Raw genomic sequence first — 11,925 nt, forward strand, 5'->3', positions numbered from 1 at the left:
TGTGATCCTTAGGTGTGGGTTATGCGGGTACGGGATTGGCCAAAAGTGTGCGCGTGGCCTCGGTTACGTCATCTTGGCGCATCAGGCTTTCGCCGATCAAGAACGTACGCGCGCCATGTGGGGCCATCGCGGCCAAATCATCCGCATTGGACAACCCGCTTTCACAGACCAAAAGCTTGCCCTCTGGCACCATCTTGGACAGGCGCACAGTGGTGTCGAGCGAGGTCTCAAAGGTTTTCAGATTGCGGTTGTTGACGCCAAGCAAAGGCGATTTGAGCGCCAAAGCGCGTTCGAGTTCTTCTTCGTCGTGCACTTCGACCAGCACATCCATGCCTTGCGCCATGGCGGCGTCTTCAAGCTCGAGCGCTTGCGCGTCCGATACAGACGCCATGATCACCAAAATCGCATCGGCCCCCCACGCGCGGGCTTCCGTCACTTGGTAGGTGTCATACATGAAGTCTTTGCGCAGCACGGGCAAGGACACGGCCGCGCGGGCCGCGACCAAAAACTCAGGCGCGCCTTGGAAAGATGGCGTGTCTGTGAGCACGGAGAGGCAAGTCGCACCACCGTCCTCATAGGCTTTGGCCAAAACAGGCGGGTTGAAATCAGCGCGGATCAGACCTTTGGAGGGCGAGGCCTTTTTGACCTCGGCAATCAAGCCATAGCCTGTTGTCGCGGCAGCCTGCAACGCAGAGGCAAATCCACGGGGGGCGGATTGTGCTGCGGCCTGTGCCTCAAGATCGGACAGGGACACAGCCTGTTTGGCGGCGGCCACTTCTTCGAGTTTATAGGCTTTGATCTTGTCGAGCACTGTGGCCATTTGCGTTTTCCAGTATCTAATCGTGTCTGCTGTAGAGTGTTGGGGATCTTGTTAGAGGCTTATGGCCGGACCATCAATGTCTCTAGCCCATGAAAATGCCACGTATTGCCAAAGCGGGGGGGCTGGGTGAGTTGTAACTCGGGACAGCGTTCAAACAGCACAGGCAAAGCGATCCGCATTTCCAGCCGTGCTAGGGGTGCGCCAACGCAGAAATGGATGCCGCCGCCAAAGGCAGTGTTTTGTTTCACCTTACGGCTGGGATTAAAGACATGCGGATCATCCCACGCGTCATCATCACGATTGGCCGCGCCCAGCAACAGGCCTATTTTATCACCGCGTTTGAACTCTTGGCCAAGGAACACCGTGTCCTCATTCACCCAGCGCTGGAACAGATGCAGGGGGGGATCATACCGCAAGAGCTCCTCGACAGTGCCATCAATACGGGTGTCGTCTAACATCTCTACAGGGGTGTTATGGTCCAACAGGGTTTTCACCGCGAGGCCGATAGAGTGCACAGTCGCCTCATGGCCTGCGTTCAAGAGCAAAATACAGGTGGTGATCAACTCTTGCGTGGTAAGTTTCTCGCCATCTTCCTCAGCCGCAATCAGATGCGTGATCAAATCGTCACGCGGGTCTGTGCGGCGTTTGTCTATATAGGAGCGCATAAAGTCGGAAAACGCGGTGGCAGCAACGGCTGCGGCCACTTCGGTCTCATGACTGCACAGGGGCGTATAGACCGCGACCATAGCGTTAGACCAAGCCAGCAATTGATCGCCCATCTCAACAGGCACGCCCAAGAGATTGGAAATAATGCGAATGGGCAGGGGGGTGGCATAGGCTTTGAGCAGATCAAACCCATCCGGCGCTGGGCCATCTGGAAAGGCGTCGATCAGATCATGACAGGTCTGGGTGATCTCAGGGGCAAGCTCTTTGATCCGCCGTGAGGTAAAAGCCCTGAGCACCAGCCCGCGCAAGCGCCTATGCCTATCGCCTTCAAGCTCCAGCATCGAATGATCATCCACATCATAGAACGGCCGCAAGTGATCGGGGATCAGGGGCTTAAACCCTTCAGGGGCCTCACGCCCAAAACGGCGATCTTTCAATCCCATCTGTACCCCGTCGTATGAAGACACCACAGGCAACTCCAGATCTTTCCAAAACGCGATAGGTCCAGACGCGCGCAAGGTGTCGTAAAACCCATAGGGATTCTGAACAAAGGCAGGGCTTTTGGGATCTTGAATCAGAGTTTTCATGCGCTGGGCTCATCTGGGATAGGGATAGCGATCAATAATGTCGTGGCAAACCTGCCGCTTGGTGCTTTGCATTGCAAGCAGGAGTTTCTAGACTGTCCCCATATGACCCAGACACCTGATACCAAACCGACGCCTATAGCTGAACAGCCCGATGGCACGCTGAAACGACGTGTGGCCGAGGCGCTGGGCTTGTTGCTGCTTGTGACCTGTGTTGGGCTGGGGACATACACACTCGCCTTTCGGTCTGAATTGGACCAAGCCGCGGCACGCGGTAAGGCCGATCTGACATTGTCCACGGACCGTTTGCGTTCAGGACTTGGGCGATACCGCGAATTGGCGGTGATCTTGGCCGAGCATCCGACTGTTTTGTCCTTGGTGTTCCAACAAACAGAGCTGGATAGTGACCTAGGCGCCTTGCGCGTCTTGCAAGACAAAGGCGCCGATCTGTTGCAAAGCATGGCCGATAAAACAGGGTCGCAGTCTTTGATGTTGGTGTCGCGTACGGGCAGGGTGCTGGCCGCTTCGCAAGAACATGTGATGCCCATCGGCGCGCGTATAGCTTTTGATCGGGCGATGGACGGTGCGCTGGGCGTGGCGCATTTCGTTGATACCGGCGGAGATCGCCGTTTCGTCTATGCTGCCCCTGTGTTCGAACCGGGTGGGGCGGCACAAGGGGCCGTGATTGTCAGCGTCGATGTGGAGCTGATCGAATGGGGTTGGCCTGCAGATCCTTTCGCAGTCTATTTCACCGATACAGCGGATGTGATTTTCGTATCCAACCGCACCGAATTGATTTTGGCAGGCGGCAGCGCAGGCGATTTCCCTGTGGTTCGCAAGCGCGTTGTTGGTGGTCATGACGTTTGGAACATGTCCGCAGGTCCGTATATTCCATCCAGTGCCCTTCACATCAAACAGCCGTTGCCTATCATCGATATGACCGGCGAGCTTTTGTATGATCTGTCCCCCGTGCGCTCAATTGCGCGTCTGCAAGCGGGGCTGGCGGCGGCGATTGCCTTTGCCTTTGGCGCATTTTTAGTTCTGGCGACCGAACGGCGTCGTACCCTGTCTGAAGCCAATATGCGCCTTGAGGCCCGTGTGGCCAAACGCACCGCCGCTTTGGAAATCGCCAACCGTGATTTGATGCGCGAAGTGGCCGAGCGCGAAGAGGCTGAAGCAAGGCTCAGGCGCGCGCAGGCCGATCTGGTGCAAGCCGGAAAACTCACTGCGCTGGGCGAAATGTCTGCGGGGATATCACATGAGCTCAATCAGCCGCTGATGGCCATCCGCAGCTTTTCCGAAAACGCGCAGTTGTTTTTGGATCGTGGCAATGCGGATAAAGCGGGCGACAATCTGGGCCGCATTGCCGAGCTGTCGCGGCGCATGGGGCGCATCATCAAAAATCTTCGGGCTTTCGCGCGCCAAGAAAACGAGGCCATCTCAGATGTCGATCTGAGTGCTGTCGTCGATGCCGCACTAGAAATGACCATGGGCAAAATTTCCGGTGCAGGTGTTTCTGTCGAGTGGACGCCGCAGCCCAAGACCTATGTACGTGGTGGCGATGTGCGTTTGCAGCAGGTGGTGATGAACTTGGTGTCCAATGCTGTGGATGCGATGCATGGGCATGATCCAAAAACCCTTTGTATTGTCTTGGAAAATTCTGATCCTGTGGTGTTGCGTATTCGCGATTCTGGGGCCGGGATCGCCGATCCAGACAAGATGTTCGAGCCGTTTTATACCACCAAAGAGGTCGGCGCGGCCCAAGGTATGGGGTTGGGCCTGTCGATTTCTTATGGCTTGATTCAAAGCTTTGGCGGCTCTATTCGCGGCAGCAACCCTGCGGGCGGTGGTGCGGAATTTGTGATCGAATTGCCCCGCGCTGAAGCCCAAGCCAAGCATCCTGAGGAGGCCGCCGAATGAAACGCACCAATGCCATAGACCGCGTGCTATTGGTCGATGACGACGCTTCCGTGCGCGAGGCTTTGGGGCAAACGCTTGATCTTGCGGATTTGGCGCCCACCTTGGCAGGCACTTATATTGAGGCCAAGGACCACATCATCCGCGACTTTGCGGGCGTGGTAGTTACCGACATTCGGATGCCCGGCAAAGACGGGTTTGCGTTGCTGGAATATGCCCAAAGCATCGATCCAGAACTGCCAGTGATTTTGCTCACAGGCGAGGGCGATATCCCTATGGCGGTGAAAGGCATTTCCAGCGGGGCGTTCGATTTTCTGGAAAAACCCTGCTCGCCCAAAGAATTGCTTGCGGTGGTGGAAAAAGCCCTGCGCACGCGGGCTTTGGTGCTGGAAAACCGCCGTTTGAAACGCCAAGTGGATGCGGGCGATGCAGCGGCGCGGTTGTTGCGGGGCACGTCGGATTTGTCGCGGCGTTTGCGCGACGAAGCCCGCGCCGTCGCACGTTCAGCCGCGGATGTCTTGATCACGGGTGAACCGGGCGTTGGTACCGCGAAAATGGCCGAAGTGGTGCATCTTTTGTCCGCTGGCTCTCTTGCGCCTTTCTTGAAGTTCTCAGGCGCTGCGATGTCTGCAGAAGCGATCGTAACCGCGTTTCAAGATGCCACTGGCGGGTCTGTGTTCATTGACGAGGTGGCGGGCCTGCCGTCGGATGCGCAGTTTGCCTTGTTGGAGTTGCTGGAAACCCATGATCGCCCGCGCTTGATTGCGGGGTCTTATGCAGACCTGTCCGTTTTGGCCAAACAGGGCGCGTTTTCGGCCGATCTGTTTTACCGCCTTGAGGCCGCCGTGATCCGTATCCCGTCCTTGCGCGAACGCCCCGAAGATATCCCCGTGTTGTTTCGCCACTACGTCGATATCGCCTGCGAGCAAACCAATCTGCCCGTGCCTGATATTACCCCAGACATCATTGCTAAGTTGATGGCCCAAGACTGGCCTGGCAATGCCCGCAGCCTGATGAATGCCGCCATGCGCTTTGCCATGGGGCTGTCAGACGGGGACGCGCAAGAAAGCGAATTGGGGCTGAATGAGCAAATGGCACAGGTCGAACGATCCTTGCTGATCGCGGCCTTGCAGCGTCATAAGGGCAATGCCACCGAGGCCGCGCGTGGGCTAAAGCTGCCACGCAAGACGTTCTACGACAAACTCACGCGGCACGGAGTGAAGGCTGAATTGTATCGCTAGGCACAGCATGTGCAGAACCGAGTGTGCGATATTTCGCACATGTTCCGCTAACAGCAGTGCGGAGAATCGCACACGATGCGATTGCAGCATCGCCGATGTGCGCGCAAATGTTCTTTAATGTTTTGATTTATAACGATTTTACAATTTATTTCACAAAAGTATTTCTTCCCCTTGCCGCCTAGATGTGTCGGCTGTCATTCCTATGTCGAGCCTACCAAGCCCCGATTCAAAGGCGGCGTTACTTGGCAGGCCAAAGATTTTGACATTATGTCTGGGGAGGACATTCATGAAATTTCTCGCAACAGCTGCAACAGCACTTGCTCTAACAGTCACTGGTACTTCCGCATTCGCGGCTTGTGACGCTGGCGAAATGGTTATTAAATTTAGCCACGTCACCAACACTGACAAACACCCTAAAGGCATCGCTGCCTCTTTGTTCATGGAGCGTGTGAACGCTGAAATGAACGGTAAGGTTTGTGTTGAAGTCTACCCGAACTCCACTTTGTACAACGATGACCAAGTGCTCGAAGCGATGCTGCAAGGCGACGTGCAAATGGCCGCACCGTCTTTGTCCAAGTTCGAAGTTTTCACCAAGCAGTTCCGTATCTTTGACTTGCCATTCATGTTCAAAAACATGGACGCAGTTGAAGAGTTCCAAAGCTCTGCAACAGGTCAGGCCATGAAAGAATCCATGACGCGTCGTGGTCTTTTGGGTCTTGGCTTTTGGCACAATGGTCTGAAGCAATTCTCTGCGAATGTGCCTTTGATCAACCCAACTGACGCCGCTGGCCTCAAGTTCCGCGTACAGCCATCTGACGTTTTGGTCGCGCAAATGGAAGCGCTCGACGCCTCTCCACAACCGATGTCCTTCTCTGAAGTATACGGCGCGTTGCAAACGGGTGTTGTGGACGGTCAAGAAAACACTTGGTCCAACATCTACGGCAAAAAGTTCTTTGAAGTTCAAGACGGTACAACAGAAACAAACCACGGTCTTTTGGACTACATGGTTGTGACATCTGTTGACTGGTGGGACGGCCTCGACGCGGATATCCGTGATCAGCTCGCGACCATCATGGACGAAGTGACCAAAGAGCGGAACGCAGCGATTGCTGAAGTCGACAAAGACAACCGCCAAGCGGTTCTGGATGCAGGCGGCGTTATCCGCGAGCTGACAGCTGAGCAACGTCAAGCTTGGGTCGATGTGATGAAGCCGGTTTGGGCGCAGTTTGAAGGCGACGTAGGCGCCGAAAACATCGCCGAAGCACAAGCGATTAACGCAAAGCACTAAGACTTTGATCTGACACTAACTTGGCCCCGACCAAAGTGTTGGGGCCATTTTTATAGGCACCGTTTCGGCCTCAGCGGTTGCCGACATAACAGACCTCGCACGACCTTTGCGTCGCAGCGGTGGCATGAGGCCCATCAATTTTCGAGGATGTGGGGGACACAGATGTCACATCAATCTGACAATAAGCCGCAAAGCGCCGTCGCGCGCTTTTTCGATGCGCTTGAAGAAAACATTATCGCTGGCATTTTGGGTGCGATGACCCTGATCACGTTCTTCAACGTGGTGCTGCGTTACGTGTTTAACGAAAGCCTGATTTGGGGTCTTGAGGTCGTTTTGATCTTGTTCGCGTGGCTCGTCATGCTGGGCATTTCATACGGCTTTAAAAAGAACACCCACCTTGGCGTCGATGCCATCACCAATATGTTGCCCAATCGTGGTCGTCGTGTTGCGGCGATACTCGCGGCGCTAGCCTGTTTGGCTTATGCCGCTTTGCTGATGAAAGGTGCGTGGGATTACTGGGCGCCATTCGCAGCCTTGCAACCCACCGAAGGCCGCTGGTTCCCAACCGGTTTTACCGAGAACACCCGCGACCGCGCGTTCTACATCACCGACCAAGTGCCGATGCTGGGGATTTTCCGCTGGTTGGAGGACGCGATCAACTATGGCGAGGCGTATGACAAGCTGCCGCGCGTTGTGCCCTATACCATCATTCCCTTTGGCTGTGGCTTGATCTTGCTGCGCGTTGTCCAAGCGACGATCCGCATCATCAAAGGCGAGCAATCCAGCCTGATCGTGTCCCATGAAGCAGAAGATGAAGTCGAACGCGTAGCGCGCGGCGAATACGAGGAATAGTACCAATGGATGTCGTCTTTCTTTTCACCATGGTCTTGGGCCTTTTGTTGATCGGTGCGCCGATTGCTGTGTCCCTTGGCCTGTCGTCCATGATCTTTTTGCTCATGTTTTCAGACACCTCTCTCGCGTCGGTGGCGCAGTCTTTGTACCAAGCCATGGCGGGTCACTACACGTTGCTGGCGATCCCGTTCTTCATCTTGGCCTCTAGTTTCATGTCCACAGGCGGCGTGGCGACGCGCATCGTGCGCTTTTCCATCGCCTGTGTCGGCCACATGCATGGCGGTCTGGCCATCGCGGGTGTCTTTGCCTGTATGATCTTTGCGGCCTTGTCTGGCTCTTCGCCTGCGACTGTTGTTGCTATCGGGACGATCGTGATCGCTGCGATGAAAAAGGTGGGCTACACCAAGGACTTCGCCGCTGGTGTGATCTGTAATGCTGGTACGCTTGGCATCTTGATCCCGCCGTCCATCGTGATGGTTGTTTACGCCTCTGCCACGGATGTTTCTGTCGGCCGCATGTTCTTGGCAGGGGTGATCCCAGGCCTTTTGGCGGGCTCCATGTTGATGATCGCCATCTATGTCATCGCGCGGGTGAAAAACCTTCCCAAAGGCGAATGGCAGGGCTGGGGCGAGATCTTTACCTCGTTCAAGGACGCTTTCTGGGGCTTGATGTTGATCGTCATCATCATGGTCGGCATCTACGGCGTGCCAGGCATCACAGGCGCGATCTTTACCCCCACCGAAGCGGCCGCTGTGGCCTCTGTTTACGCGTTCTTTGTCGCCTCTTTCGTCTACCGCGATATGGGCCCACTCAAAGGCTCAAACGAGAGCATTTCTTTGCTGAAAAAGCCACAAGCCATCGTGACGGCGTTTTTCCACAAAGACACGCGCCACACGCTGTTTGAAGCGGGCAAGTTGACCATCATGTTGATGTTCATCATCGCCAATGCGCTGATTTTGAAGCATGTTTTGACCGATGAACAAATCCCGCAGAAAATCGCAGAAGCGATGTTGTCTGCTGGTTTTGGCAAAATCATGTTCCTCGTGATGGTCAATGTGATCTTGCTCATCGGGGGGCAATTCATGGAGCCCTCAGGCCTGATCGTCATCGTCGCACCACTGGTGTTCCCGATTGCGATTGAACTGGGCGTTGACCCGATCCACCTCGGCATCATCATGGTGGTGAACATGGAAATCGGCATGATCACACCGCCTGTGGGGCTCAACCTCTTCGTGACCTCAGGTGTCGCAGGCATGCCGATGATGGCGGTTGTGCGCGCTGCTCTGCCATTCCTCGCAATCTTGTTCGTCTTCTTGATCATGGTCACCTACATACCGATGATTTCGACCTACCTGCCGAACTCGCTTATGGGACCTGAGATCATAACCAATTAGCGATTGGAGCATTGAAAAACCAAAACGGCGCGCCTCGGAAACAGGGCGCGCCGTTTTTGGTTTTGGAGTAAAACATCTGCTCTGTGGGACGAAGCTGCCGTTAGACTTGTGAAGGTCTCTGTCAGGCTTGGGGGTTCGAGTAACCCGCCTCTATCTTTTGCCTTATGTCGCTAGGGAGCGTTGCTGCAATTGCTTTGACCGACTCAATTCTTACTGACGCAATGGAGATTGGAAGGCACGAAGAAATAGAAACTGTATCTAGCACTGATGGCTTATCATTTGGGCGCATTTGCCCGTCGATAATTTCTACGAACGGATTGAACGTCCCCTCGAAATTAGGATGGCACCAATTGGATAGATGGTCGTAAGTTTCTCGGATGCTCGGATGCTCGGATGCTCGGATGCTCGGATTGGTCTCTTTGGCATATTTGTCTAGGTGTGTAAGAATATTAACCGCCTGTTCGCGGGATGTGTTTGCTCGCGACGAAAGGATAAATTTCATTGCAATTTCATCGACGTAAACATTTGTTTCAGTGCAGTCCAATTTTTGACGGCAGTGTCTTTCGAAACCATTCAATATTGCGGCATTTTCTATCAAGCCTCTGATCAATAGGCACCCGGAAACGTAATGTCCGACCTTTATGCTCGCATCAGCCGTATAGATCATATCTTGGCTGCGCTTCAAAATAGCAAAAACCCACGCGATGCTTTTTTGGTTTAGGTCTTGGGGGGTGAGTGATGCTAGCACCCTTTTTATTTCAGCTAGAGTGCGATCAAACGCCTCCAACTCTTCATCTAGCTTCAGCATCTATTGATACCTCAGTGCCCTTTACGGTAACTTAATTTCTCAAAACTTCGCACTTACATGTTTAATCGCCTACAACGCGACAAAATCAGACCAGCGTTGAAAAGGCAAATAGGCCTCAAACCTGACAGCAGCGATACAACAAATGCTCTATTCAGACGTCAACGCCGCCAAGCCTTCGAGTTTCGCCAATGCTGCACCGCTTTCAATGCTCTCTTTCGCCACTTCAACGCCTGCTTTCAAATCACTGACCCTATCGGCAATTACCAAAGCGGCAGCGGTGTTGAGCAGCACAGCGTCACGGTAGGCACCGGTTTCCTCACCTGCCAGAACAGCCCGCATCCGCGCGCCGTTGGATTCTGGACTGCCGCCTTCGATGTCTTTGAATTCATACACGGGCAGGCCAGCGTCTTCGGGATGCAGCGTGCCCATGGTGACCACGCCGCCCTCGAGTTTCGCCACAGAAGTCTCGCCCGTGATCGTCACTTCATCCGTGCCGTCAGAGCCATGCACCAACCACGCTTTTTCTGATCCAAGCGCGCCGAGGACTTCGGCCATGGGTTTGATCAAATCAGGGGAAAACGCGCCTGTGAGTTGGCGTTTGACGCCTGCCGGATTGGTCAGCGGCCCTAGGATGTTGAAAACTGTTCTGGTGCCCAGATCAATGCGCACGGGCATGACGTGTTTCATTGCGGGGTGATGCATCGGGGCCATCATAAAGCCGATGCCAATCTCTTTAATCGCTTTTTCAACTATGTCTTTGCCGACCATGACATTGATGCCATTGACGCCCAAACTGTCAGCAGCACCAGAGTTCGAAGACAGTTTGCGATTGCCGTGTTTGGCCACGGGCACGCCAGCACCTGCGGTGCAAAAGGCGGTCGCGGTGGAAATTTGCAAGGTCGCTTTGCCCGTACCGCCTGTGCCGACGATATCCATCGCGCCCGCAGGGGCGGAAACAGCCACGCAATGCGCGCGCATGGTGGCGGCAGCGGCGGCGATTTCATCAACAGTTTCACCGCGGGTGCGCAAGGCCACCAGAAGTCCCGCGATTTGTGCGGGAGAGGCCTCGTTGCGAAACAAAATGCCAAAGGCCTCATCAGCTTCCGCGCGGGTCAAAGGGCGGTCAGCAGCGGCACCGATAAAGGGCTTCATTGCGTCAAACTGCACTGGATCGCTCATGCGGACACCTTTTGAGAAGCGACTTCGGTGGTATTGGCGAATTGGTTCAAGAATGTGCGCAGCATTTCGTGGCCGTGTTCGGACCGGATGCTTTCTGGGTGAAACTGCACGCCTTCAATCGGCAGGGTTTTGTGACGCAGACCCATGATTGTACCATCTTCCAATTCGGCTGTGATTTCCAAACAATCGGGTAGGGTGGCGCGGTCCACGACCAAAGAATGATAGCGCGTGGCCAACAAAGGCGAAGGCAGACCTGCAAACACGCCTTTGCCTTCGTGTTGGATATTGCCCATTTTGCCGTGGACGATTTCGTGGCAACGCACAACATTGCCTCCGAACGCGTGGCCAATGGATTGGTGCCCAAGGCAAACGCCAAAGAGCGGAATCTTTGCTTCGGCTGCCGCATGGATCATATCCACACAAATACCAGCCTCTTTCGGTGTTTTGGGACCAGGGGACAGCAAAATGCCAGAGGGCTTAAGCGCCAAGGCCTGTTCCACTGTCAAATCATCGTTGCGGACAACCTTTGAGGTCACGCCCAGCTCGCCGATGTAATGCACAAGGTTGTATGTGAAACTGTCGTAGTTATCGATCAAGAGCAGCATGATAGGTCTTTCCAAAACGGTTGTCGAAAGCACGAAGATTGGGTTCGATTTGACCAAATTGCGGTCTAACGTGATCCATCGTGCGTTGTATGCGTAAAAGGGGATGAACCCAGTTCAAGCACGCGCTATACATGTTCACGAAGGCAGGCGAAGGGTCAAGGGTAGGTACTTGATTTTCGTCGTGTCTTAAGCGTTTTGGCGCCGCATTTGCGCCAAATTTCACGACCGCGTGCCTGTGCTGACAGTCGAAAGCAATATTGTGCACGCATAAAAGTAAAAGGCGACGACGAATGGGACGCGGATTTTTATCAGGGTTGCTCTGGGGCTCTGTTGCAAGCGTGGGCTTGGTGGCTATTGCCAATGTGGTTTTGGACCCCGTGTCTTTGTCGCCTGTCCAGCAAGGTTCTGGTGCGGCAGTAAACAAAAGAACCCAGCCAACATTGATGCCTGCGGAAGAGGTATCTGACCGCTTGCCAAAGACGCCTGGAGGGCTCATTCCTCAGCCTGAGCCTCAGCCTCAGCCTCAGCCTCAGCCTCAGCCTCAGCCTCAGCCTCAGCCTCAGCCTCAGCC

At 54.6% G+C, this 11,925-nt stretch carries 11 protein-coding genes; 6 read left to right on the forward strand and 5 right to left on the reverse strand.

The features are described from left to right. Window positions 1-19: 19 nt before the first annotated feature. The gene (gene trpC / locus ABF287_RS12150) at window positions 20-820 is read right to left on the reverse strand and encodes an indole-3-glycerol phosphate synthase TrpC (RefSeq protein WP_347185270.1); all 801 of its coding nucleotides are present in this window, start codon (window positions 818-820) and stop codon (window positions 20-22) included. A gap of 59 nt (window positions 821-879) precedes the next feature. After that, entirely contained in the window at window positions 880-2,073 is a 1,194-nt protein-coding gene (locus ABF287_RS12155) for a cytochrome P450 (protein ID WP_347185271.1), read from the reverse strand. Window positions 2,074-2,175: 102 nt separating this feature from the next. On the opposite strand from ABF287_RS12155, the gene ABF287_RS12160 reads away from it, so the two are divergent. From ABF287_RS12160 to ABF287_RS12180, 5 genes are all read left to right on the forward strand, one after another. Further along, window positions 2,176-3,990 (forward strand): ATP-binding protein, encoded by a 1,815-nt coding sequence (locus ABF287_RS12160; protein ID WP_347185272.1) that lies wholly within the window; start codon window positions 2,176-2,178, stop codon window positions 3,988-3,990. Next, window positions 3,987-5,228 (forward strand): sigma-54 dependent transcriptional regulator, encoded by a 1,242-nt coding sequence (locus tag ABF287_RS12165; RefSeq protein ID WP_347185273.1) that lies wholly within the window; start codon window positions 3,987-3,989, stop codon window positions 5,226-5,228. The genes ABF287_RS12160 and ABF287_RS12165 overlap by 4 nt, the downstream gene beginning before the upstream one ends. 286 nt (window positions 5,229-5,514) lie before the next feature. After that, complete coding sequence (locus ABF287_RS12170; RefSeq protein WP_347185274.1) at window positions 5,515-6,516, forward strand: TRAP transporter substrate-binding protein; 1,002 nt, start codon at window positions 5,515-5,517, stop codon at window positions 6,514-6,516. A 162-nt stretch (window positions 6,517-6,678) separates the two neighbouring features. Then, a complete protein-coding gene (locus tag ABF287_RS12175; RefSeq protein WP_347185275.1) occupies window positions 6,679-7,368 on the forward strand; it encodes a TRAP transporter small permease in 690 nt (229 codons plus the stop codon). A 5-nt stretch (window positions 7,369-7,373) separates the two neighbouring features. After that, complete coding sequence (locus ABF287_RS12180) at window positions 7,374-8,762, forward strand: TRAP transporter large permease (protein ID WP_347185276.1); 1,389 nt, start codon at window positions 7,374-7,376, stop codon at window positions 8,760-8,762. A 121-nt stretch (window positions 8,763-8,883) separates the two neighbouring features. Here the strand turns inward: ABF287_RS12180 and ABF287_RS12185 are convergent, their stop codons facing one another. From ABF287_RS12185 to ABF287_RS12195, 3 genes are all read right to left on the reverse strand, one after another. After that, window positions 8,884-9,570: a hypothetical protein gene (locus ABF287_RS12185; protein ID WP_347185277.1), complete on the reverse strand. Its 687-nt coding sequence runs from the start codon at window positions 9,568-9,570 to the stop codon at window positions 8,884-8,886. 147 nt (window positions 9,571-9,717) lie between these two features. Continuing rightward, a complete protein-coding gene (gene trpD, locus ABF287_RS12190) occupies window positions 9,718-10,749 on the reverse strand; it encodes an anthranilate phosphoribosyltransferase (protein ID WP_347185278.1) in 1,032 nt (343 codons plus the stop codon). Then, window positions 10,746-11,354, reverse strand: coding sequence for an aminodeoxychorismate/anthranilate synthase component II (locus ABF287_RS12195; protein WP_347185279.1), 609 nt, complete (start codon window positions 11,352-11,354; stop codon window positions 10,746-10,748). Before ABF287_RS12195 ends, trpD begins: the two co-directional genes overlap by 4 nt. A 290-nt stretch (window positions 11,355-11,644) precedes the next feature. On the opposite strand from ABF287_RS12195, the gene ABF287_RS12200 reads away from it, so the two are divergent. After that, window positions 11,645-11,925: hypothetical protein (locus ABF287_RS12200; protein WP_347185280.1), on the forward strand; the 281-nt coding region annotated here is incomplete at its 3' end.

Origin of the sequence: Pacificibacter sp. (assembly GCF_039769035.1) — a bacterium.
Classification (GTDB): domain Bacteria; phylum Pseudomonadota; class Alphaproteobacteria; order Rhodobacterales; family Rhodobacteraceae; genus Celeribacter.

What these genes read in the sequence shown, in the direction of transcription:
- trpC (WP_347185270.1), bottom strand. Translation starts at nt 820, where the DNA reads ATGGCCACAGTGCTCGACAAGATCAAAGCCTATAAACTCGAAGAAGTG.
- ABF287_RS12155 (WP_347185271.1), bottom strand. Translation starts at nt 2,073, where the DNA reads ATGAAAACTCTGATTCAAGATCCCAAAAGCCCTGCCTTTGTTCAGAAT.
- ABF287_RS12160 (WP_347185272.1), top strand. Translation starts at nt 2,176, where the DNA reads ATGACCCAGACACCTGATACCAAACCGACGCCTATAGCTGAACAGCCC.
- ABF287_RS12165 (WP_347185273.1), top strand. Translation starts at nt 3,987, where the DNA reads ATGAAACGCACCAATGCCATAGACCGCGTGCTATTGGTCGATGACGAC.
- ABF287_RS12170 (WP_347185274.1), top strand. Translation starts at nt 5,515, where the DNA reads ATGAAATTTCTCGCAACAGCTGCAACAGCACTTGCTCTAACAGTCACT.
- ABF287_RS12175 (WP_347185275.1), top strand. Translation starts at nt 6,679, where the DNA reads ATGTCACATCAATCTGACAATAAGCCGCAAAGCGCCGTCGCGCGCTTT.
- ABF287_RS12180 (WP_347185276.1), top strand. Translation starts at nt 7,374, where the DNA reads ATGGATGTCGTCTTTCTTTTCACCATGGTCTTGGGCCTTTTGTTGATC.
- ABF287_RS12185 (WP_347185277.1), bottom strand. Translation starts at nt 9,570, where the DNA reads ATGCTGAAGCTAGATGAAGAGTTGGAGGCGTTTGATCGCACTCTAGCT.
- trpD (WP_347185278.1), bottom strand. Translation starts at nt 10,749, where the DNA reads ATGAGCGATCCAGTGCAGTTTGACGCAATGAAGCCCTTTATCGGTGCC.
- ABF287_RS12195 (WP_347185279.1), bottom strand. Translation starts at nt 11,354, where the DNA reads ATGCTGCTCTTGATCGATAACTACGACAGTTTCACATACAACCTTGTG.